This window comes from Streptomyces sp. TOM-9, assembly GCF_056858595.1.
Genome location: NZ_JBXEQB010000001.1, coordinates 4,932,595 through 4,954,697 on the forward strand (window position 1 = coordinate 4,932,595; position 22,103 = coordinate 4,954,697).

17 protein-coding genes are annotated in these 22,103 nt (G+C 70.1%); 6 read left to right on the top strand and 11 right to left on the bottom strand.

The genetic code is table 11. The features are described 5' to 3' along the window. Nucleotides 1-21 precede the first annotated feature (21 nt). From rsmG to AC1VWI_RS22940, 4 genes are all read left to right on the top strand, one after another. On the top strand, nucleotides 22-738 hold the full coding sequence (rsmG, locus tag AC1VWI_RS22925; protein ID WP_499512891.1) for a 16S rRNA (guanine(527)-N(7))-methyltransferase RsmG: 717 nt from the start codon (nucleotides 22-24) through the stop codon (nucleotides 736-738). 252 nt (nucleotides 739-990) lie between these two features. Next, entirely contained in the window at nucleotides 991-2,040 is a 1,050-nt protein-coding gene (locus tag AC1VWI_RS22930; RefSeq protein ID WP_499512892.1) for a ParA family protein, read from the top strand. Further along, nucleotides 2,037-3,146: a ParB/RepB/Spo0J family partition protein gene (locus tag AC1VWI_RS22935; protein WP_499512893.1), complete on the top strand. Its 1,110-nt coding sequence runs from the start codon at nucleotides 2,037-2,039 to the stop codon at nucleotides 3,144-3,146. The genes AC1VWI_RS22930 and AC1VWI_RS22935 overlap by 4 nt, the downstream gene beginning before the upstream one ends. A 297-nt stretch (nucleotides 3,147-3,443) precedes the next feature. Then, nucleotides 3,444-4,061 (top strand): GNAT family N-acetyltransferase, encoded by a 618-nt coding sequence (locus AC1VWI_RS22940; RefSeq protein WP_499512894.1) that lies wholly within the window; start codon nucleotides 3,444-3,446, stop codon nucleotides 4,059-4,061. Between the two features lie 56 nt (nucleotides 4,062-4,117). Here the strand turns inward: AC1VWI_RS22940 and trxA are convergent, their stop codons facing one another. From trxA to AC1VWI_RS22975, 7 genes are all read right to left on the bottom strand, one after another. Beyond that, on the bottom strand, nucleotides 4,118-4,447 hold the full coding sequence (trxA, locus tag AC1VWI_RS22945) for a thioredoxin (protein ID WP_431958961.1): 330 nt from the start codon (nucleotides 4,445-4,447) through the stop codon (nucleotides 4,118-4,120). Between the two features lie 47 nt (nucleotides 4,448-4,494). Further along, nucleotides 4,495-5,481 carry a thioredoxin-disulfide reductase gene (gene trxB, locus AC1VWI_RS22950; RefSeq protein ID WP_499512895.1) on the bottom strand — a complete coding sequence of 329 codons (987 nt, stop codon included), beginning with the start codon at nucleotides 5,479-5,481 and terminating at the stop codon, nucleotides 4,495-4,497. A 109-nt stretch (nucleotides 5,482-5,590) separates the two neighbouring features. Further along, the gene (locus tag AC1VWI_RS22955) at nucleotides 5,591-6,466 is read right to left on the bottom strand and encodes an RsmA family anti-sigma factor (RefSeq protein ID WP_499512896.1); all 876 of its coding nucleotides are present in this window, start codon (nucleotides 6,464-6,466) and stop codon (nucleotides 5,591-5,593) included. Further along, nucleotides 6,463-7,155 carry an RNA polymerase sigma factor SigM gene (gene sigM, locus AC1VWI_RS22960; RefSeq protein WP_499512897.1) on the bottom strand — a complete coding sequence of 231 codons (693 nt, stop codon included), beginning with the start codon at nucleotides 7,153-7,155 and terminating at the stop codon, nucleotides 6,463-6,465. Before sigM ends, AC1VWI_RS22955 begins: the two co-directional genes overlap by 4 nt. Before the next feature lie 19 nt (nucleotides 7,156-7,174). After that, nucleotides 7,175-8,911 (bottom strand): protein kinase family protein, encoded by a 1,737-nt coding sequence (locus tag AC1VWI_RS22965; protein ID WP_499512898.1) that lies wholly within the window; start codon nucleotides 8,909-8,911, stop codon nucleotides 7,175-7,177. A 120-nt stretch (nucleotides 8,912-9,031) separates the two neighbouring features. Then, a complete protein-coding gene (gene murJ, locus AC1VWI_RS22970; protein WP_499512899.1) occupies nucleotides 9,032-11,095 on the bottom strand; it encodes a murein biosynthesis integral membrane protein MurJ in 2,064 nt (687 codons plus the stop codon). Between the two features lie 33 nt (nucleotides 11,096-11,128). Further along, a complete protein-coding gene (locus AC1VWI_RS22975; protein ID WP_499512900.1) occupies nucleotides 11,129-13,531 on the bottom strand; it encodes a DUF6049 family protein in 2,403 nt (800 codons plus the stop codon). A 160-nt stretch (nucleotides 13,532-13,691) separates the two neighbouring features. Between AC1VWI_RS22975 and AC1VWI_RS22980 the strand changes: the two genes are divergently transcribed. Then, a complete protein-coding gene (locus AC1VWI_RS22980; RefSeq protein ID WP_499512901.1) occupies nucleotides 13,692-15,107 on the top strand; it encodes a CCA tRNA nucleotidyltransferase in 1,416 nt (471 codons plus the stop codon). An 85-nt stretch (nucleotides 15,108-15,192) separates the two neighbouring features. On the opposite strand, the gene AC1VWI_RS22985 is transcribed toward AC1VWI_RS22980, so the two are convergent. The 4 genes from AC1VWI_RS22985 to AC1VWI_RS23000 form a co-directional block, all read right to left on the bottom strand. Beyond that, nucleotides 15,193-15,672, bottom strand: coding sequence for an LppU/SCO3897 family protein (locus tag AC1VWI_RS22985; RefSeq protein WP_499512902.1), 480 nt, complete (start codon nucleotides 15,670-15,672; stop codon nucleotides 15,193-15,195). Nucleotides 15,673-15,804: 132 nt separating this feature from the next. Further along, a complete protein-coding gene (locus tag AC1VWI_RS22990) occupies nucleotides 15,805-17,094 on the bottom strand; it encodes an MFS transporter (RefSeq protein ID WP_499512903.1) in 1,290 nt (429 codons plus the stop codon). A gap of 99 nt (nucleotides 17,095-17,193) precedes the next feature. Then, the gene (locus AC1VWI_RS22995; RefSeq protein WP_499512904.1) at nucleotides 17,194-18,276 is read right to left on the bottom strand and encodes an inositol-3-phosphate synthase; all 1,083 of its coding nucleotides are present in this window, start codon (nucleotides 18,274-18,276) and stop codon (nucleotides 17,194-17,196) included. Nucleotides 18,277-18,299: 23 nt separating this feature from the next. After that, complete coding sequence (locus AC1VWI_RS23000) at nucleotides 18,300-18,950, bottom strand: PadR family transcriptional regulator (RefSeq protein ID WP_499512905.1); 651 nt, start codon at nucleotides 18,948-18,950, stop codon at nucleotides 18,300-18,302. Nucleotides 18,951-19,297: 347 nt separating this feature from the next. On the opposite strand from AC1VWI_RS23000, the gene AC1VWI_RS23005 reads away from it, so the two are divergent. Then, the gene (locus AC1VWI_RS23005; RefSeq protein ID WP_499512906.1) at nucleotides 19,298-22,000 is read left to right on the top strand and encodes a transglycosylase domain-containing protein; all 2,703 of its coding nucleotides are present in this window, start codon (nucleotides 19,298-19,300) and stop codon (nucleotides 21,998-22,000) included. The last annotated feature ends 103 nt before the right edge of the window (nucleotides 22,001-22,103 follow it).

A 22,103-nucleotide genomic window follows, 5' to 3' on the forward strand; every position in this document is an offset into this window, starting at 1 on the left:
AACAACGGAAGGACGGTTCTCGTGACGGAGGCAGCGGCGGAGCTTCCCCCGGCGCCGGAGGCGGCACGTGAGGTGTTCGGGGAGCGCTTCGCGGACGCGGTGCGGTACGCGGAACTGCTGGCCGACGCGGGCGTGCGTCGCGGGCTGATCGGTCCGCGGGAGGTGCCCCGGCTGTGGGAACGCCATCTGCTGAACTGCGCGGTGCTCGCCGAGGTGATCCCCCAGGGCGTCTCGGTGTGCGACGTGGGCTCGGGAGCGGGACTGCCGGGCATTCCGCTGGCACTGACCCGGCCGGACCTCAGCATCACCCTGCTGGAGCCGCTGCTGCGCAGGACCACCTTCCTCGAGGAGGCCGTGCGGCTGCTGGGGCTGTCCAACGTCGTGGTGGTGCGTGGCCGGGCCGAGGAGATGGTGGGCAAGGTGCCTCCGGTGGACGTGGTGACCGCGCGCGCCGTGGCCCCGCTGGACCGGCTCGCCGGCTGGGGACTTCCCCTGCTCCGTCCGCACGGGGAGATGACCGTCCTCAAGGGCGACACGGCCGAGGAGGAGCTGAAGGCGGCGCGTGCCGCGCTGAGCCGTCTCGGTGCCGTGGAGACCTCCGTGGTCCAGGTCGGCGAGGGCATCGTGGATCCGCTGTCGACCGTGGTGCGGGTGCTCGCGGGGGAGAGCCCCGGCGGTGTCCGTGCGGCGACCCGGAGGGCCAAGGCGGCCCGGGAGAGCCGGCGGCGGCAGCGCTGATCGCGGCCGGGTCCGTGTGCTCCATAAAACGGCCATACGTACATGATCCGGAGTGTCGTGTAGGAAACGGTCGCCGCGCTGCGCATCGTGTTTCACGTGAAACGGCGCTCTCTGCTTCCAGGAATCCTCGGCCGCGCCCGCGCCGCGGCCGAATCGCTCTCTCATCGGGCCGTCGAGATGACCCATTCAGCGACCCAACCGGTGGATTCATCCACAGGAGAACGGCCCTCACTGGTTCGTGACCCCGAAAGCATGGCAGGCTCTGTTCATTGCGAGCTTGTAGTCGAGGAGAGTGAATCCTTGCGGTCCGACGCCAACATCGCGGGACCGATGGCCGATCCGGTCCCCGGTCCCCGCACCGAGTCGTACGGGGATGATGTTTCACGTGAAACACCGCCCCCGATGGACGACACCCCCATCGGCCGTGCAGCCCAACTGGCCGTGGAGGCACTGGGGCGGGCCGGTGAAGGACTCCCCCGCCCACCCCAGACCCGGGTGGTCGTGGTCGCCAACCAGAAGGGCGGGGTCGGCAAGACCACCACCACGGTCAACATGGCCGCCTCCCTGGCCCTGCACGGGGCCCGGGTGCTGGTCGTCGACCTCGACCCCCAGGGCAACGCATCCACCGCCCTCGGGATCGACCACCACTCCGAAGTCCCCTCCATCTACGACGTCCTGGTCGAGAGCAAGCCGCTCTCCGACGTCGTCCAGCCGGTGCCGGACGTGGAGGGCCTGTTCTGTGCCCCCGCCACCATCGACCTGGCCGGTGCCGAGATCGAGCTGGTTTCGCTGGTGGCCCGGGAGAGCCGGCTGCAGCGGGCCATCGAGTCCTACGAGCAGCCGCTGGACTACATCCTCATCGACTGCCCGCCCTCGCTCGGTCTGCTGACCGTCAACGCCATGGTGGCCGGTGCCGAGGTCCTCATCCCCATCCAGTGCGAGTACTACGCCCTGGAAGGACTGGGCCAACTGCTCCGCAACGTGGAACTGGTCCGGGGCCACCTCAACCCGAAGCTCCACGTCTCCACCATCCTGTTGACCATGTACGACGGCCGGACCCGGCTCGCCTCGCAGGTCGCCGAAGAAGTGCGCACCCACTTCGGCAAGGAGGTGCTGAGCACGAGCATCCCGCGCTCGGTACGCATCTCGGAGGCCCCCAGCTACGGCCAGACGGTGCTGACCTACGATCCGGGTTCGAGCGGAGCGCTGTCGTACCTCGAGGCGGCACGCGAGATGGCCCTGCGCGGGCTGGGACGCACCCAAGAAGTCAATGAGCAGAACACGTCGGAGGGGATCCAGTGAGTGAGCGACGCAGAGGACTCGGCCGTGGTCTCGGCGCGCTGATTCCCGCCGCACCGAACGGTGCGGACGCGGCGGCCGCGACCGCGGTGGCGACGGCGGCGAACGCCGCCCCGGTCCTGGCGCCGGAACGAGGGGTCGCCGTCGCCAAGGTGGCGGCCCTGGTGGAACAGCAGGGCCGCGAGGGCACCGCTGCGATCCCGGTTTCACGTGAAACCCCTGAGGCCATCGCGGCCCAGGAGCCGCCGATGGTGGCGGGGGCGTACTTCGCCGAGCTGCCGCTGGACGCGATCATCCCCAACCCGCGTCAGCCGCGTGAGGTCTTCGACGAGGACGCGCTGGCCGAGCTGGTCACCTCCATCAAGGAGGTCGGCCTCCTGCAGCCGGTCGTCGTCCGTCAGGTCGGACCGGAGCGCTACGAGCTCATCATGGGCGAGCGCCGTTGGCGGGCCAGCCGGGAGGCGGGCCTGGAAGCCATCCCGGCGATCGTGCGGGCCACCGAGGACGAGAAGCTCCTCCTGGACGCTCTGCTGGAGAACCTGCACCGTGCCCAGCTGAACCCGCTGGAGGAGGCGGCCGCCTACGACCAGCTCCTCAAGGACTTCGCCTGCACGCACGAGCAGCTCGCCGACCGCATCGGCCGCTCCCGTTCCCAGGTCTCCAACACCCTGCGCCTGCTGAAGCTCTCCGCGCCCGTACAGCGCCGTGTGGCGGCCGGTGTGCTCTCCGCCGGGCACGCACGGTCCCTGCTCGCCCTGGAGGACGTGGAGGACCAGGACCGGCTCGCCAGCCGGATCGTGGCCGAGGGGCTCTCGGTGCGCGCGGTCGAGGAGATCGTGCATGTGATGAACTCCGAGTCCCAGCCGACGAGGAAGGCCCCGTCCCCCCGGGCCGGCAAGCGGATGTCCCCCGCGCTGACCGATCTGGCGCTGCGGCTCTCGGACCGCTTCGAGACCCGGGTGAAGGTGGACTTGGGGCAGAAGCGCGGGAAGATCGTCGTGGAGTTCGCCTCGATAGAGGACCTGGAGCGCATCCTCGGCTCGATGGCCCCGGGTGAGGGCGAGGTCCTCGAGCGGTCGCTCACGGAGGAGACCGACGAGGAGGAGTGATCCTCTCCCCGCCATGTGACGGTCCGCAACTTCCGGGCGGGTCGCATCCCGAGAGGGATGTGACCCGCTTTTTGCTGGGCCGTTCGCGTTGCTCCGGTGTCGGACTTGTCCGCTCACGGATACGATGCGTACGGGATGGAGCACTACCTCCGAGGAGGGGCTCATGCGATCGGTGCGGCGCGTCGGAGTGGAGCACGATTGGCAGAAGGCCGCTCTCCTCGCAGCGGGGCTTGGGCTGGGCGCCGTGGGTGGCTTCGTCGGCAGTTGGGTCCACGACAGAAACGAGGGTCAGACCTCATGGGGCGTCGGCTCGTTCCGCTCACGCTGGACAACCTCCCGGATCTCCCCAACCGCTGCCGCGCGTGCGTCTTCTGGGAACTCGATCCGGTAAGCGGTGAGGCCGCCGTCCAGGCCGGCAAGCCCGAGCTGGAGAAGGAGGCCTGGATCTCCGCGGTGCTCCTGGAGTGGGGCTCCTGCGGCCGTGTCGTCTACGTGGACGAGGTGCCGGCCGGCTTCGTGCTCTACGCCCCGCCGGCCTACGTGCCGCGCTCGACGGCCTTCCCCACGAGTCCCGTCTCCCCCGACGCGGTCCAGCTGATGACCGCCCGCATCCTCCCGGGCTTCCAGGGACAGGGACTGGGCCGGGTCCTGGTGCAGTCGGTGGCCAAGGACCTGGTGCGGCGGGGCTTCCGGGCGATCGAGGCCTTCGGTGACGCGCGCTGGGAGGAGCCCGCGTGCGTGCTCCCCGCCGAGCACCTGCTGGCGGTCGGGTTCAAGACGGTGCGGCCGCACCCGCGGTTCCCCCGGCTGAGGCTGGAACTGCGGACGACGATCTCCTGGAAGGAGGACGTCGAGATGGCGATCGACCGGCTGCTCGGCGCCGTGCAGAAGGAACCGGCGCTGCGGCCCCTGTGACGGACGAAGGGCCCGCCCCTCACGGGGGCGGGCCCTTTCGTGTCCGTCTGCGGTGCTCAGCCGATGAAGTCGGACAGGTCGCGCTCGATGGCGGCCTTCGGCTTGGCGCCGACGATGGTCTTCACGACCTCACCGCCCTTGTAGACGTTGAGAGTCGGGATCGACATGACGCCGTACTTGGCGGCGGTGACCGGGTTCTCGTCGATGTTCAGCTTGACGATGGTGATCTGGTCGCCGTGCTCCGCGGCGATCGCCTCCAGGGAAGGGGCGATCTGGCGGCACGGACCGCACCACTCGGCCCAGAAGTCGACGAGCACGGGCTTGTCGCTGGACAGGACCTCCTCGTCGAAGGTCGCATCGGTCACGGTCTTGGTGTTGCCGGCCACGGCTGTCTCCTCGGTGTGTAGGACGGGTACTTGTTCGTGCGGTGCGGTCAGACGACCGCGGCGGCGGTCTGCTCGGGCTCGCGGGTGTGCTCGCTGCCCGCGTCGCTCAGCGCGGCGAGGTAGCGCTCGGCGTCCAGGGCGGCGGAGCAACCGGTGCCCGCGGCGGTGATCGCCTGGCGGTAGGTGTGGTCCACGACGTCGCCGGCGGCGAAGACACCGGGGATCTTCGTGCGGGTGCTGGGGGACTCGACCTTGAGGTAGCCCTCCTCGTCCAGGTCGAGGATGCCCTTGAACAGCTCGGTCCGCGGGTCGTGGCCGATCGCGATGAAGAGTCCGGTGACCGGCAGCGCCGAGGTCTCGCCGGACTTGGTGTTCCGCAGGACTAGGCCGGAGAGCTTGCCGTCGCCGTTGATCTCGGCGACCTCGTTGTCCCAGACGAACGAGATCTTCGGGTCGGCGAAGGCACGCTCCTGCATGGCCTTGGAGGCGCGGAGGGTGTCCCGGCGGTGGACGACCTTCACGCTCTTGGCGAAGCGCGACAGGAAGGTCGCCTCCTCCAGGGCGGTGTCGCCACCGCCGATGACGGCGATCTCGTGGTCCTTGAAGAAGAAGCCGTCACAGGTGGCGCACCACGACACGCCGCGACCGGAGAGCTGGTCCTCGTTGGGCAGGCCCAGCTTGCGGTGCTGGGAACCGGTGGCGATGATGACGGCCTTCGCCCGGTGGACGGTGCCCGCGGAGTCGGTGACGGTCTTGATGTCGCCCTCGAGGTCGACCTCGACGATGTCGTCCGGGATCAGCTCGGCACCGAACCGCTCGGCCTGGGCCCGCATGTTCTCCATCAGGTCGGGGCCCATGATGCCGTCGCGGAAGCCGGGGAAGTTCTCCACATCGGTCGTGGTCATCAGAGCACCGCCGGCCGTGACCGCCCCTTCGAAGACCAGGGGCTTGAGGGAGGCGCGGGCGGTGTAGAGCGCGGCTGTGTATCCCGCCGGACCGGAACCGATGATGATCACGTTTCGGACGTCGCTCACGGGTGCTTCCTCGTCTCTGCTGTGCCGACTCGCCGGGTGCCTCGGCGACGGGACCATTGTCATCCCGCCTAACGGATCCTACGGTCCGGGCATTCCCATCGGCGCGGCGCTAGCGAGGGTATGTCTCCTCACGGAGGAGGGTGCCCGTGACGGGGGGCTGCGCGGTGGCGCACGAGGCGTCCACGACGTAGGCGTCGACCAGCGCGGGGTCGCCCTCGTGCGGCATCACGACCAGGTAGGAGTCCATGCCCTCGTACCGGCCCCGCTGGAAGGCGATCGGGGCCTCCCGGCGGTCGACGGCTCCCAGGACGCAGGACGGCGCGGCGCTGTCCATGCCGACCATGGGGGACTGCCCCTTGGACTGCCCCTCGGGCTTGCTCTCCGGGCCCTTGCCCGTGCGGTCTGTCAGCAGATCGTGTACCTGCACGCCGAGCATGTCGGTGTCAGCCTTGGCGCCCGCGTCGGAGGCCGACGACGACTGGCTGTCGGAGCTTCCCCCGGCGTTCCAGCCGGACTGGGCGAGGACGGTCCCGAGACCGAGCACGGCGGCCATGGAGGCGGTGATGAGGATCCCCTTCCCCCAGCGGCGACGGGACCGGGTCCCCGGGCGGCCGGGGCCGCTGGGACCGGTGCCGCGACCGGTGGGCCTTCCGTCGGCCGCGGCTGATGTTTCACGTGAAACACGGGGCGGCTCGGTGGTCGCTGTTTCACGTGAAACATCGGCACCGCTCGCGGCGAGCAGCGCCTCGGCGGCGAGTGCGGCGTCGATCCGGCCCGCGATGTCGGCCGGCATCCGGGGCGGGCCGGGGAGGGTGCCCAGCAGTCCGCGGATCTCGTCCAGCGAGGCGCGGACGTCGGCGCAGAGCGCACAGCCGTCGATGTGCCCGCGGACGTCGGCCGAGCGCTCGGGCGGGAGGATGCCCTCGCTGAGCGCGGAGATCTCGGCGACCTCGGGGTGTTCGTCCGTACCCGTCGTCGACGTCATGGGTGTCCACCTCCGCCCTTCGTGAAGCCGTGGCCCGGCCGGGCCTCCGTCTCTGGGACGGATGCGTTCTCCGTCCGGTTCCTTCCCCCTGGGTGATCGCCGCTACTCCCCGAGGCCTCCCGCAGATGGGAGAGGAGCGGCAGCAGTCGTGCCCTGCCGCGGGCGCATCTGCTCTTGACCGTCCCCGTCGGCACGTCCAGGACGGCGGCGGCCTCGGCCACGGGGTAGCCCTGCATGTCGACCAGGACCAGGGCGGCCCGCTGCTCCACGGGGAGCGTCCCGAGCGCCCGCAGCAGTTCCCGGTGGAGCTCGCCACGCTCGGCGGGGGCCGCGGCGGACTCATGGGGTTCGAGCAGTTCCTCGAACTGCTTCTCGTCCGTGACCGGAGCGGTGCGGCGTGAGGCGGCCTTGCGCGCCCGGTCCAGGCACGCGTTCACGGTGATGCGGTGCAGCCAGGTCGTGACGGCCGACTGCCCGCGGAAGGTGTGGGCGGAGCGGAAGGCCGAGACGAGCGCGTCCTGCACGGCGTCCGCGGCTTCCTCGCGGTCCCCCAGGGTCCGCAGCGCCACCGCCCACAGCCGGTCGCGGTGCCGGCGAACGAGTTCCCCGAAGGCGTTCGGGTCCCCCGCGACATGACAGGCGAGGAGGTCGCTGTCGCTGACCTCCCCGCCCGTTCCTTGCGTGCCCACCGTCCCCCTCCCCGCGGGGCTACTGCCCCTCGAACCTCACATTGGTGATGGCCTGCTTGTAGCCGGCGCCCGAAAAGCCGTCGGCCTGTGAATGGGGAAGAGCGGTCAGCCAGACGACGACATAGCGCGCCTCCGCGGGTGCCTTCAGGGTGAGTGTCGCCGCCTTGCCCTTGGTCGTGACGGTGGCGAGCTTCTTCAGCTGGTTCGGCTTGGCCGTGGTGTTCAGCGAGTCGGCCGCGTAGAGCGTGACCGTCGTGTGGTCGCCACCGTAGTAGAGGTCTATCGAAGCCTGCCCGAGTTTCCTTGCCGCTCCCAGGTCGTAGGCGATGCCCACGCCCTTCTTGACGGAGGGGGCGAATTCGGGGCCGTCGCTGAAGCTGTTCGTGCGCCAGTACGTGGACGTCTTGCTGTCGTACGTGGCCCCGACGTCGTTGGGGTGCTGGGCTCCCCCGTACGGCGCGTACTCGGCCGCCCCCTGGATCGGCAGCGGCTTCAGCGTCACTTGGTTCGCGCCGCCGTTGTCGCTGCCGCCGTCGCCGCCCGTGTTGTGGGAGGTGGAGGTCCCTCCGGACTTCGCCTGGTTCTCGCGGTCCATCAGCGTCTCCGCGAGCTGCCAGCTGCCGAGGCCGAGGGCGACGATGAGGAGGGCCGAGACGGACCACTTGAGGGCCTTGCCGGTGCGGCCGGGCAGGGCCGGGGGCGGCGCGGCGGGGAGGGACGTCGTGCCGCCGGTGGACGCGGGGCCCGCGCCGGTCTGGCGGTAGGAGCCCTGCTGGTAGGTGGTGCGCGAGTAGGTCGTCATCGCCGGCTCGGGCGGCCGGATCTTGGCGATCGCGGTGACGGCCTTGGCCAGCTCCTCGGGGGTGGTGCAGGGCTCCGGCTCACGGGAGGCCGTCGCCCCGTCGTTGACCAGGGCACGCATGGCCAGCTCCGACAGCCCGCGGTGGACCCCTGCCCGCACCTGGTCGGGCGCGACCAGGCCGATGTCCTTGGGGAGGCCGGTGAGCCCGTGGTCGTCCTCCGGGTACGGCCAGCGCTGGGTGAGCGAGGCGTACAGGAGGGCTCCGATGGCCTCGGTGTCCTCCCGCTGCGGGCGCTCGGAGGAGATCCCGCGCAACGCGGCGGCGACGGCCAGACCGCGGATGCGGTACTGGCCGGAGTCGGTGCGCAGGACGGCGTCGGGGCCGAGTCGCAGATGGGCCAGGCCCTCACGGTGGGCGGCCGCCATGGCCTGGGAGATCTGGCTGACCATCTGGTAGGCCTCGTGCGGCTCCAGCGGGTCGGCGGTGATCAGGGCGGTCAGTTCGCGCGCGTCCGGGAGCCACTCGTGGATGACGTAGACGAGGTCGTTCTCCTCGACCGCGTCGAGGACCTGGACGAAACGGGGGTCACCGAGCAGGGCGGCGGAGCGGGCCGCAGCCAGCACCGAACGGGCCCGGCCGTGGTCGGCGGGCAGGGTGTGGATGCCCACGGCGCGGCGCAGCTTCTCGTCGACGGCCCGCCAGCTGCTGAAGCCGTCGGAACGGGTGAGGCACTCTTCCAGGCGGTAGCGCTTGGCGAGCTTGTGGCCGCTGTGGAGCTCCGGCGGCTCGGACTTGGTCGGTGCTGTCTCCTCGGGGATGGTCTGCTCTGGCGCGTCCTGCTCTTCGCTCCGGTCCGTCGCCTCGTCGGCCGTGGCCCCGTCCGTGTGGGCGGCGAGCTGCTCTTCGCCGCCCTCGTTGGCCACTCCGACGGCAGCCGTGCTCCGTTCCGCCACCGTCGTTCCTGCCTCCCCATCCGTTGCAAGATCTGACAACACAGCCGAGGACAATTGTGCCAACAGTCCACCGCTATGCACGACACACGACGGCCCACGAAGGTTGCGCGCTGGGCGCCGTCAGCGGCCCAGCCGGCCCCTGACCATGCCGACCATGGCCGTCAGTTCCTCGACGCGCATGCGCTTGGCGGCGATGAAGAAGATCCCGCCCAGCACAAGGGCGCCGAGCACCAGCGACAGCAACGATGCGGCAGCGCCGTGACCCAGCGATTGCGAGACACCGTAGACGACGGCACCGGCGCCCGCAGCGGCGGGGATGCACGCACCGAAGAGCCTGGCGTACGTGCGGACCACGCGCTTGCCGTCGATGTCGCCGCCGAGGCGCCTGCGCAGCCGCTTGACCGCCACTCCGACGCCGATCGTGTAGGCGAGGCCGTACCCGGCAGCCATGCCGACCACGGCCCAGCGGGCGGGGAGCACGAAGTAGCAGACGGCGGCCGCGACGGCGTTGCAGGCCGCGACGATGACCGTGTTGTAGAAGGGGGTGCGGGTGTCCTCGTACGCGTAGAAGCCGCGCAGGACGATGTACTGCACCGAGAACGGGATCAGCCCGAGGCCGAAGGCCATCAGGATGTAGCCGATGTTCAGGGCGCCCTCTCCGGAGCTGCTGTAGAGCAGGGTGGCCATGGGGAGGCCGAGGGCGAGGAAGGCGAACGCGGCGGGCACGACGGCCACGCCCGAGGTCCGCAGGCCGTAGGAGAGGTCGTCGCGGACGGCGGCGGCGTCACCGTCGGCCGCGGCGCGCGAGATCCGCGGCAGCACGGCGGTCATCACGGAGACGGTGATGATGGCCTGCGGCATCTGCCACAGGAGCAGCGCGTAGTTGAAGCCGGTGATGCCGGCGCCCTCGTGGCCCGTCTTCTCGGCCGCCGCGCCCGCCGCCGTGGCGAACTGGGTGAGGACGATCATGCCGACCTGGTTGGCGAGGACGAAGAAGAAGGTCCACTTGGCCAGCTTCGCCGCGTGGCCGAGGCCGTGGCCGCGCCAGTCGAAGCGCGGCCGGATCCGGAACCCGGCGTCGCGCAGGTAGGGGAGCATCGCCAGCGCCTGCACCGCCAGGCCCAGCAGGGTGCCGAGGCCCAGCAGCCGGACCCCGTCGGGGGTGATGGTCCCGGAGGAGACGCGCGTGTCGGTGAAGGAGCCGAAGGCCCAGATGAAGGCGCCGAAGGTGGCGATGATGACGACGTTGTTGAGGACCGGGGTCCACATCATCGCGCCGAAGCGGCCGCGGGCGTTGAGGATCTGCCCGAGCACGACGTGCACCCCCATGAAGAACATGGTGGGGATGCAGTAGCGGGCGAAGGTGACCGCGACCTCGAACCTGACCGGGTCGGAGGCGATGTCGTGGGACATGGCCTGGATGAAGACCGGTGCGGCGATCACGCAGACGGCGGTGACGGCCGCCAGGCCGACGACGACCAGGGTGAGCAGGCGGTTGGCGTACGCCTCGCCGCCGTCGTCGTCGTTCTTCATGGCCCGTACCAGCTGCGGGATGAAGACCGCGTTGAGGGCGCCGCCGCCGACCAGGATGTAGATCATCGTGGGCAGGGTGTTGGCGACCTGGTAGCCGTCGTTCAGCGTGCCGACGCCGATCGCGGCCGCCATGACCAGGGTGCGGAGGAATCCGGTGACCCGGGAGACGAGGGTGCCGGCCGCCATGAGTGCGCTGGACTTGAGGATGCTGCCGGCCCGTCCGCCGGACTTCCCGGCCACGGGCTCCACCGCGGGCTCGGGCTCCGCCGGGGCCGTCTGCACCGGCTCGTCACGGAAGAGGTGGGCGTACTCGTCCGGCCGCGCCGGCCTCCCGTCCTCGTCCGGGGCGTGGGAGACCAGCTCGTCGACGCCGACGTACCGGGTGTTGGCGTCGTCGGCGTAGGGCATGCGGTACGGCTCCTGGTGCGCGTACGGCGGGCCGTAGGCATGGGGCTGGGCCGGCGGGTGCGCGGTGCGGTCGTACAGCGCCTCGCCCACCGGGTCCTGCGCGGTCGGATCCTGCCGCTGGTACGGGTCGCGGGCGTAGGTGTCCTGCAGGTACGGGTCGGGCGCGGCAGGGTACTGCCCGGGCTGCTCGGGGAACCGCTCCCCGGCTTCCCGTTCGCGCTCACCGTCGTACGGTGCGTTCATCTCTGCCCCACCTCATCGGCCATGGCTCGCTGGCTATCGGTCCACCTTCTCACCCGTCCCGGACGGGTCCGTACTTTCCGGGGAGGTGTCCGGCGCCAGGTCACCCGGCTGCTCGTCCTCGACGCCGTCCCGGTCACCCATGGTGCCCTCTGCGGCGTCGTCCTCGTCCTCGCCCGTGTCCCCGTCCCCGGACGGGTCCGCGTCGTCCTCGGACGGATCCGTGTCGCCCTCCTCGCCCCCGGCGGCCGCGCGGCGCTTGCGCTGGTGGTACATCCGGACGCCCGCCAGCACGAGCAGCAGGAGCCCGGCGGCGATCACCAGCATGACGGTGGATGTGATGGAGGTGACATCCACCTGGAAGGTGATGGGGTAGCCGAACCTGGCGCCGTCCGCCGTGTAGAGCTGGGCGGTGACCGTGTTCAGTCCGTTGCGGGCGGCGGTGCCCTCGAACTTCAGGGAGCGGGTGTGGCCGCCCTCCACGGTCACGGGCTGCGCTTCGCCCGGGTCGAGGCTGTTGCCCTGGCTGGACGTGAGGCGCAGCTCCAGGCCCTGCACGGTCTGGCCGAGCTCGTTCTTCACGGTCACCGGGATGGTGCCGCTGCGGCCCGACAGCGTGAGCGTCCCGGTCTTGGGGAGCAGGTAGACCAGGCTCATCAGGTCGGACAGGTAGTCGAAGATGGCCGTGCGGTAGGCGGCCGACCCCCGGGGGGAGCCGCGCCACTCGGTGGACATCGAGCGCATCAGCGCGTTGCCGAAGGGGGTCCGCACCCGGTCGGGCTTGCTCAGGAGGGCCATGAAGTCGTCGAGCTCGCCCTGGGTCGCCTGGATCTGGCGGAATGCCGCGGTGCTCAGCTCCTGCTTGCGCAGGCGCTTGGGGTAGGACCCGGTACCGGGCACCGTGCGGTTGGCCTTGGGGTCGGGGGTGGCCTTCGCCGCCGCGGAGAAGTCGACGGTCTCGGCCCAGCCGCCGGCGGCGACCTCCGTGATGGCCTGGGCCATGGCCTGCGCCTGTGAGGCCTTGGCCATGCGCTGCGGGGCGACGACGATGCTGCGCTGCCGGTCGGGCGCCTGCATCGTGATCATGAGCGTCTGGGCCAGGTACTTCTGCACCGCGAGGGTCGAGGTCCCGGCCGACGTCATGTCGCCCTGGAAGGCCTTGGAGAGCCCGGAATCGGCGACCACGGCCGTGGTGCCCCCGCCGATGGGCCGCGCCGAGGTGGGGGTGTACCTGAGGCCGCCGGGCTCGCCGAGGCTGTCGCTGCGGGCGATCACCTTGTCGGCGCCGGCCGAGGTGGCCACGTCGACGATGGAGGGGTCGACGGCGCCCTCCACGGGCCAGGAGACGTCCGTGGCGGGGGTGACCACGCCGTTGAGGACGGTCTCCACCGTCGTGGTCGCGAGCTCCGTGGCGGTCTTGAGGTGGTTCAGGGTGCCCGGGACGCTCTTGCCGTGGTGCGCGATCGAGGCGAGGTCGGGGTCGGCGAAGGGCAGGGCGACGACCTCGTCCCCGGCGACGGCCTCCTTGAGGCTGTTCAGCCAGCGCTTCGCGTCGTCGGTGCCGGTGCCGGACGTGGTGTGGTCGAGATCACCTTCGGGCCCCGCGACCTGGTACCGGCGCGTCATCGCGTCGACCGTGGCGAGCAGGTCCGGGTCGATGACCCACGTGACGGGCAGGTCCCGGCCGAGCGCCACCATCTGCTGCAGACGGCCGCCGGGCGCCAGGTCCCCGGCGAGGTCGTCGTTGAGGAAGATCGGGCTCTGCTGGTCGTCGCTCTCGCTGCGCACGGCGAGGTGCGGGCGGTCGATCAGCGGCCACAGGAAGGTGTAGCGGGTCGGCTTGGCGTCCCCGTCCGGGTACCAGGGGAGGAAGGTCCGCTCGATCCCCAGGTACTCGTCGTAGCCGCGGTCCCTGGTCTGCCCGGTGAGGGAGACCCCGAGCTGGTAGACGCCGTCCCGGCCCAGGTCCAGGTCCTTGACCGGGACCTTCAGGGTGAAGCTGCGGCTGATGCCGGCCGGCAGGTCGTCGACGGGCACGGTGTGCCCGGGGACCTCCTCGCCGTCGGCCGCGCTGTGGGGTGCGCTGGTGGAGGTGCCGTTGATGGCGCTGCGGCTGCCCAGCGGGCCCTGAGGGGCGATCTCCACGCCCACGTGGGCACCGCTGACGGCGTGCTTGCTCTTGTTCGTGACGGTGCCGGTCACCGTGAGGGTGTCGCCCTTGGCGGGCACGGTGGGGGACAGTGAGTTCACCGACACGTCCACGGCCCGGCCGTCGGAGCCCTCCGCGTGCGCCGCGGGGGCCGTACGGGCCTGGACCAGGCCGGTGAACAGGGTGGCGCCCACGAGCAGTGCCGTGGCCCGGCGCAGCCTCGAACGGGCCGGAGTGCCTCCGGGGTGCTGTGCCGCCTCGCCCACGCGCTGGCCGTCCCTCGTCGTCATCGGATGTGCGTCCTGGAATGGTAACGATGCTCGATGACCCAAAGTGCTGTGAGTGGGCCACAAGATCGATACAGTCCGGGGGCGCGGAGGCGTCGACAAGATCGCGGATGCCGGTAAACCGGTCCGCCGCGGGGCGCATGGCCACGTACCCTTTTCTGTTGTGCCGAATGCCAACAACGCCCCCCAGACCCTGAAGACCGCGCCGGTGATCGCGCCGGTGGCCGAAGAGCTCGGCCGTCGCTTCAAGGACGCCGGATTCCGGCTTGCCCTCGTCGGCGGCTCGGTCCGCGACACCCTGCTCGGCAGGCTCGGCAACGACCTCGACTTCACGACCGACGCCCGGCCCGACCAGGTACTGAAGATCATCCGCGGGTGGGCGGAGGCCGTCTGGGAGGTGGGCATCGCCTTCGGCACGGTCGGCTGCCGGAAGTACGGCTACCAGATCGAAGTGACGACCTACCGCTCCGAGGCCTACGACCGCACCTCGCGCAAGCCGGAGGTCTCGTACGGGGAGACCATCGAGGAGGACCTGGTCCGCCGGGACTTCACCGTCAACGCGATGGCGGTCTCCCTGCCGGAGGCGGAGTTCGTCGACCCGTACGGCGGGCTCGGTGACCTCGCCCAGCGCGTGCTGCGCACTCCGGGCACCCCGGAGGAGTCCTTCTCCGACGATCCGCTGCGGATGATGCGCGCCGCGCGCTTCGCCGCCCAGCTGGACTTCGAGGTGGCTCCCGAGGTCGTGACGGCGATGACGGAGATGGCCGACCGCATCGAGATCGTCTCCGCCGAGCGGATCCGGGACGAGCTCAACAAGCTGGTCGTCTCCGACCACCCCCGCAAGGGCCTGCAGCTGCTGGTGGAGACCGGTCTGGCAGCACGGGTCCTCCCGGAGCTGCCGGCGCTGCGCCTGGAGCGTGACGAGCACCACCGCCACAAGGACGTCTACGAGCACACGCTGACCGTCCTGGACCAGGCGATGGCACTGGAGACGGAGGGGCCGGACCTCGTGCTGCGCCTCGCGGCGCTGCTGCACGACATCGGCAAGCCGCGGACCCGGCGCTTCGAGCCCGACGGACGGGTCTCCTTCCACCACCACGAGGTGGTCGGCGCCAAGATGACCAAGGGACGGCTGACCAAGCTCAAGTACCCGAACGACACCGTCAAGGACGTCGCCCGGCTGGTCGAGCTGCACCTGCGCTTCCACGGCTACGGGACCGGGGAATGGACCGACTCCGCCGTCCGGCGCTACGTCCGGGACGCCGGACCGCTGCTCGACCGGCTGCACAAGCTGACCCGCTCCGACTGCACGACCCGCAACAAGCGCAAGGCGGGGGCTCTGTCGCGCACCTACGACGGGCTCGAGGAGCGCATCGCGCAGCTGAAGGACCAGGAGGAGCTGGACGCGATCCGGCCGGACCTGGACGGCAATCGGATCATGGAGGTCCTGGGCATCCCCCCGGGTCCCCAGGTCGGCAAGGCGTACAACCACCTGCTGGAGCTGCGCCTGGAGAACGGTCCGCTGGGTGAGGAGGCCGCTGTGGCCGCACTGAAGGAGTGGTGGGCCGCGCAGGGCTGAGCGTCACCGTGTCCGGGCCGTGCACGTGCCGAGGGGGTCGTGTTTCACGTGAAACACGACCCCCTCGGCCTTAACGCCCGTCCCGTCACTTGCTGATGGTCTGCAGGCAGAGCACCACGTTGTTGAAGTCGGTCCCGGACTGGGTGTAGTAGACGTCCGACTCGTTGACGGACTCACACTGCTTCTGGTCGGTCGAGTCGTCGAACTTCTTGACGATCTTGAACTGTGCATCGCCGGAGGAGCAGTCGACGTCCACCAGGTCCGGGCTCTGCTCGGTGCCCTTGTTGTGGAGGCAGCTGCCGACCTTCGACGTCTCGGCGTCGGTCTGGTCGAACTGGGAGAAGGCGAACCGCACGCCGATGATGACCACGATGGTGACGATCACGCCGATGATGCGCTTGCCGATGTTCTTGCCGCGCCGCGGCGGGGCGGCCGGCGGCGGGAAGGCGCCGGGCTGACCCTGCGGGGGCGGGAAGGCGCCGGGCTGGCCCTGGGGCGGCGGGAAGGCGCCGGGCTGGCCTTGCGGGGCCGGAATGTTGGTGTTGTCGGGCGGCGGAGTCGCCATGGTCGTTCCCCTCCCTGGGATGAACCTGTCAGTTCCTGTGAACGCGCGAACGTTACTGGAGGGGTCGGACAGCCCATCCGCCGGGGCATGTGTTTCACGTGAAACGGGCGGACGCGGGGTGATCTTCGTGTTTCACGTGAAACGGCGCGGAGTCCCGGCGGTGCCGACCGCCACCGCCGCGTAGACCGCGGAGAGCCCGAGGAGGAGCCCCACGGAGCGGCCGTCCGGCGGGAGGACCAGCGCGCAGATGGCTGCGGCGCCGACGAAGGCGACGTTGAACAGCACGTCGTAGATCGAGAAGATGCGCCCCCGGTAGGCGTCGTCGATCGAGGACTGGACCACCGTGTCGGTGGCGATCTTCGCCCCCTGGGTGGCCAGCCCCAGCACGAAGGCCGCCGCCAGCACCGGCGCCGGCTCGAAGGGGAGGCCCAGTGCGGGGAGCAGGACGGCGGCCGAACCCGCGCAGACGGTGATCCATCCGAAGGTGCCGAAGCGGCCCGTGGCCCAGGGGGTGAGCACGGCCGCCGCGAAGAAGCCCGCACCCGAGACGGCGACCGCCAGCCCGAGCAGCGCCAGTCCGTCCGCCGTTCCACGGCCGGTCCCGTCGGATCCCGCCCAGGCGTAGCGGCAGAGCATCAGCACCGTCACCGTGAGCCCGCCGTAGCAGAAGCGCATCGCCGTCATCGCGACCAGGGCGCGTGCGGCGCGCGGCCGCCGGCGCAGATGCCCCAAGCCGTGCACCAGGCCGCGGAAGGTGCTGAGCAGCGCCTCGCCCACCCGCGGCTGGATACGGGACGGGTCCGGCCCCAGCAGGTCCCGCCCCAGGGTGAGTGCGGCGAGCCCGGCACAGAGGTAGAGGACGGCGCCCAGCACCACGACCAGGACGTCGGAGCGGGTGCCCTCGGCCATCACCAGGTGCACCAGGAAGGCCGCTCCCCCGCCGGCGGTGGCCGCGAGCGTGCCGGCGGTCGGGGACAGCGCGTTCGCCATGACCAGGCGCTCCCCGTCGACGACCCGGGGCAGGGCGGCCGACAGGCCGGCGAGCACGAAGCGGTTGATGCCGGTGACCGAGAGGGCGGACAGGTAGAAGAGCCAGTCCGGGACGCGCAGCAGCATCAGCACGGCGGTGCCGACGGAGAGCGCCGCCCGCAGCAGGTTGCAGTGGAGGAGGACCTGCCGGCGCCGCCAGCGGTCCAGCAGGACGCCCGTGAACGGCCCCAGGAGCGAGTACGGCAGCAGCAGGACCGCCATCGCGGAGGCGATCGCGGCCGGCGAGGCCTGCTTCTCCGGGGAGAAGACCACGTAGGCCGCCAGCGCCACCTGGAAGACCCCGTCGGAGAGCTGGGACAGCAGCCGCACCGTCAGCAGCCGGCGGAAGTCCCGGAAGCGCAGCAGCACACGGAGATCACGGACAACGGGCATGCGCACAGCCTCACATGACGCACAGGCCCCCGGGTGCCATACCCGGGGGCCTGTGCGGTCGCGTCGTACGACGAGTGGCGACGGGGGTTAAGCCGCTGTTCAGCGCTCGACCTCGCCGCGGATGAACTTCTCCACGTTCTCGCGGGCCTCGTCGTCGAAGTACTGCACCGGCGGGGACTTCATGAAGTAGGAGGACGCCGACAGGATCGGGCCGCCGATGCCGCGGTCCTTGGCGATCTTCGCCGCGCGCAGCGCGTCGATGATCACACCCGCGGAGTTCGGGGAGTCCCAGACCTCGAGCTTGTACTCCAGGTTCAGCGGCACGTCGCCGAAGGCACGGCCCTCGAGACGGACGTACGCCCACTTGCGGTCGTCCAGCCAGGCCACGTAGTCCGAGGGGCCGATGTGGACGTTCTTCTCACCCAGGTCGCGGTCGGGGATCTGGGAGGTGACGGCCTGCGTCTTGGAGATCTTCTTGGACTCCAGGCGCTCGCGCTCGAGCATGTTCTTGAAGTCCATGTTGCCGCCGACGTTCAGCTGCATGGTGCGCTCGACGATGACACCGCGGTCCTCGAAGAGCTTGGTCAGCACGCGGTGCGTGATGGTGGCGCCGACCTGCGACTTGATGTCGTCACCGACGATCGGCACACCGGCCTCGGTGAACTTGTCCGCCCACTCCTTGGTACCGGCGATGAAGACCGGGAGCGCGTTGACGAAGGCGACCTTGGCGTCGATGGCGCACTGCGCGTAGAACTTCGCCGCGTCCTCGGAACCCACGGGCAGGTAGCAGACCAGCACGTCGACCTGGCGGTCCTTGAGGATCTGCACGACGTCCACCGGCTCCTCGGCGGACTCCTCGATGGTCTCGCGGTAGTACTTGCCGAGACCGTCCAGGGTGTGGCCGCGCTGGACGGTCAGGCCCTTCTGCGGCACGTCGCAGATCTTGATGGTGTTGTTCTCGCTGGCACCGATGGCGTCCGCGAGGTCGAGGCCGACCTTCTTCGCGTCCACGTCGAAGGCCGCCACGAACTCGACGTCACGCACGTGGTAGTCGCCGAACTGCACGTGCATGAGGCCGGGCACGCGGGTGCCCGGGTCGGCGTCCTTGTAGTACTCGACACCCTGCACCAGCGAAGCGGCGCAGTTGCCCACGCCAACGATGGCTACGCGAACCGAACCCATTCCGGTTGCTCCCTGTGTAATCGTCACGCGGGTCCCCGGCGCGTGCCGGGTCCGCCGTTTTCCTGTTGGTTGTCCTGCTCGGCATCGGCGGACGGAACGGCCGGGGGCTGCTTGTCGCGCCCCGCCCGCTCGGTCTCGATCAGCTCGTTCAGCCAGCGGACCTCTCGCTCCACCGACTCCATGCCGTGCCGCTGCAGCTCGAGCGTGTAGTCGTCGAGCCGCTCACGGGTACGCGCGAGGGACGCGCGCATCTTCTCCAGGCGCTCCTCGAGGCGGCTGCGCCGCCCCTCGAGGACACGCATCCGTACGTCCCTGGACGTCTGGCCGAAGAAGGCGAAACGAGCCGCGAAGTGCTCGTCCTCCCACGCGTCAGGGCCGGAGTGGGCGAGGAGCTCCTCGAAGTGCTCCTTGCCGGCCGCCGTCAACCGGTACACGATCTTGGCCCGTCGGCCGGCCAGCGGCGCGGCGAGCGGATCGGGGTCAGGGCCGGTCTCCTCGACCAGATAGCCCTGGGTGACCAGTGTCTTGAGGCAGGGGTAGAGGCTGCCGTAGCTGAACGCGCGGAACACACCGAGCGAGGTGTTGAGCCGCTTGCGCAGCTCGTAACCGTGCATCGGGGATTCGCGCAGCAGGCCCAGGACGGCGAACTCGAGGATGCCGGAGCGTTTGCTCATGCCCTCGTGTCCCTCCCGTCCGTGCCTTCGTCGCCTCTTATCTCGCCGTGATGTATCGACTCGATACATCGAGACGATAGAACGAGTTCCCCGGTACGGCAAGACGGCTCACGGTGACCGGCGTCACATCACGAAATCCGTCCACCGTCAACCGCCCGGAATGTGATGAACATCTGGCTAGAACCTCTTTTGACCGTGCGTACTCTGTTCGCCATGCACAGCACCGGGAACCGTGTGACGCCAGTGAGCGTCCTTGTCCCTGGTGCAGTGCGGTCATCGCACGCCGGGGGGACCGGAAATCAACTGCCGCTTTCAGGCGATTCCGCCTGTCCTAGGAGTAGCTGTTCATGAGCGAGCACCGTCGCAAGCCGCCGCAGTCGCCCGGCGACGGCCGGGCCGCCGCCCGGCGCGGCGCGCAGCAGCCGCCCCCGCCGCCAGGCGGCCGGCGGGCCGCTGGGCCGCCCACGCCGCAGCCGTACGGCACGCACGGAACCGGTTCGGGGCAGGGCCACGGCCCGCGCCAGGGCATGGGACAACCCCCCCGTCAGGGTGCGGGTGCGGGCGCGGGGGGCCGCGCGGGTACGGGGGGCCGGTCCCGCGGGGCCGAGCCGCCGTACCAGGGGCGGGCAGCCGCGCGCCGTGCCGCCCAGGCCACGCAGAAGGGCGGCCGCCGCCGTGGCGCCACGGACGCGCAGGGCGGCCGCGGTGGGGGCCAGCCCCCGAAGAAGCGCATCATCGATTACCCCCGTTGGGGGAAGGACGGATGGCGCCGCTGGATGCCGTCCTGGAAGCTCGCCTCAGGGCTGTGCCTGTTCTTCTTCGGCAGCCTGGTCGCGGTCGCGGGCGTGGGCTACGCGATGGTGGGCATCCCCAACGAGAACGACGCCGCCAAGTCGCAGAACAACGTCTTCTACTGGGCCAACGGCAGCCGCATGGTGGCGACCGGCACGGGTGCCAACCGGCAGAACGTGACGCTCTCCGACATCCCCAAGGCCATGCAGAACGCGGTGATCTCCGCGGAGAACAAGAGCTTCTACGAAGACTCGGGCGTGGACCCCATGGGCGTCGGCCGGGCCCTGTTCAACATGGCGAAGGGCGGTGACGCGCAGGGCGGTTCGACGATCACCCAGCAGTACGTCAAGAACACCTACCTGAGCCAGGACCAGACGGTCAGCCGCAAGTTCAAGGAGCTCTTCATCTCCATAAAGGTGGGGACGAAGCTCGAGAAGCCCGACATCCTGCAGGGCTACCTGAACACCTCGTACTACGGGCGGAGCGCCTACGGCATCCAGGCGGCCGCGCAGACGTACTACGGCCGTGACGCCGACAAGCTCACCCCGAGCCAGTGCGCATTCCTCGCCGCGCTGCTCAAGGGCCCGACGTACTACGACCCGGCCGGTGCCACGAACATCGACAGCACCGCGACGGCGAAGGCGAACCGGGCCCGCTCCGAGGAACGCTGGAAGTGGATCCTCGGCGAGATGTACAAGGACGGCAAGCTCAACAAGGACGAGTACACCGAGGCCGTCAGCAAGTACCCGATGCCGCAGGGCCTCAAGGCGACCGCCGGCATGAGCGGTCAGATCAGCTACCTGGTCGACATCGCCAAGAGCTACGTGCTGAGTCACTCGGACATCAGCCAGAGCCAGCTGGACAAGGGCGGTTACGAGATCCACACGACCTTCGACAAGAAGAAGGTCGAGTCGCTCAAGAAGGCCGTCGACAAGGTCCGCACGGACAACATCAACCCGAAGAAGCGCGACGCCGACAAGTACGTCCAGTTCGGCGCGGCGTCGGTGGTACCGGGTGACGGCAAGATCGTCGCCATCTACGGCGGCGAGGGCTACGAGCACGGCCAGTTCAACAACAACGCCAACACCACGGGTGTCCCCGTCGGCTCCACCTGGAAGCCGTTCGTCCTGGCCGCGGCGATGCAGTACGGCACCAACCAGACCAACGGCGTCGGGCTGTCGCCGCAGAGCAAGTACAACGGCAACGACCTGCTCAAGATCAAGGACCATGAAGGCAACTACGTCCTGAAGAAGGACGGCAGCGTCTTCAAGCAGAAGAACGAGAGCGGATACCCCTGGGGCTACATCACGCTGCGCAAGGCGATGGAGCAGTCCATCAACACCCCCTTCGTGCAGCTCGGCGAGGACGTCGGACTGCCCAAGGTGGCCGAGATGGCGAAGAACGCGGGCGTGCTGGACTCGAGCTTCGAGTCCCTGAACGCCTCGTTCTCGATCGGTACGTCCAAGCCGTCCGCCATCCGCATGGCCGACGCCTACGCGACGTTCGCCTCGTCGGGCACGCAGGCCGAGCCCTACTCCGTCACCAAGGTGGTCGCGGGCGGCAAGGTCCTGCCGGGCTTCGGCAAGCCGAAGATCAAGCGGGACGCGATCGACAGCAACGTCGCCGACAACGTCACCGACGTGCTGCAGAACGTGGTCAAGAACGGCACCGGTCAGAAGGCCCTGGCGGTCGGCCGCACGGTGGCGGGCAAGACGGGTACCACGGACAGCGAGAAGGGAACCAGGTCCGCCTGGTTCGTCGGGTACACCAAGCAGCTGTCGACCTCGGTGGTCCTGTTCCGGGAGAACCCCAAGAAGCCCGGTCTGATCGGCATGGCGGGCACCGCGGGGAAGGACTCCGCGCACGGTGGTGAGATGCCGGCGGAGGTCTGGGCGAGGTACATGTCCGAGGCGCTCACGGGGAAGGACGAAGGCTTCCCGGACCCCGGGAAGATCGGTGAGGTCAAGGACCAGGCCGGCGCCCCGTCGGCGAGCCCCTCGGTCTCGGCCAGCCCGACCGAGTCGGCGACCACGAACCCGACCCCGACCATCTCGCAGCCGCAGGGCAAGCCGACCCCGACGGACACCAGTGACTGCAAGCCCTGGCAGTGGCAGTGCCAGGACGCCGGTGGGACCACCGACGGTGGCACCACAGACGGCGGGTCGAGCGGCTCACCGACACCGACCGTGTCCTCCAGCAGTACGAGAGGCAATGGAGGCAACGGCAACGGTGGGCTACTCGGAGGCAGTGGCGGTTAACCGCCCTGGGTCCCGTCGAGAGTGAACCCGCGGCCGCGGAGGGCAGCACGCCCTCCGCGGCCGCGGGCGTTCCCGCCGGGAGGAGGGCCGCGTGGGGATCCGA

Bases quoted from the DNA above. Each gene is read 5' to 3' on its own strand.
- AC1VWI_RS23000 (WP_499512905.1), bottom strand. From the start codon at position 18,950: ATGAGCAAACGCTCCGGCATCCTCGAGTTCGCCGTCCTGGGCCTGCTG.
- AC1VWI_RS22940 (WP_499512894.1), top strand. From the start codon at position 3,444: ATGGGGCGTCGGCTCGTTCCGCTCACGCTGGACAACCTCCCGGATCTC.
- AC1VWI_RS22975 (WP_499512900.1), bottom strand. From the start codon at position 13,531: ATGACGACGAGGGACGGCCAGCGCGTGGGCGAGGCGGCACAGCACCCC.
- AC1VWI_RS22995 (WP_499512904.1), bottom strand. From the start codon at position 18,276: ATGGGTTCGGTTCGCGTAGCCATCGTTGGCGTGGGCAACTGCGCCGCT.
- murJ (WP_499512899.1), bottom strand. From the start codon at position 11,095: ATGAACGCACCGTACGACGGTGAGCGCGAACGGGAAGCCGGGGAGCGG.
- AC1VWI_RS22930 (WP_499512892.1), top strand. From the start codon at position 991: ATGGCAGGCTCTGTTCATTGCGAGCTTGTAGTCGAGGAGAGTGAATCC.
- AC1VWI_RS22955 (WP_499512896.1), bottom strand. From the start codon at position 6,466: ATGACGTCGACGACGGGTACGGACGAACACCCCGAGGTCGCCGAGATC.
- AC1VWI_RS22985 (WP_499512902.1), bottom strand. From the start codon at position 15,672: ATGGCGACTCCGCCGCCCGACAACACCAACATTCCGGCCCCGCAAGGC.
- AC1VWI_RS22990 (WP_499512903.1), bottom strand. From the start codon at position 17,094: ATGCCCGTTGTCCGTGATCTCCGTGTGCTGCTGCGCTTCCGGGACTTC.
- AC1VWI_RS23005 (WP_499512906.1), top strand. From the start codon at position 19,298: ATGAGCGAGCACCGTCGCAAGCCGCCGCAGTCGCCCGGCGACGGCCGG.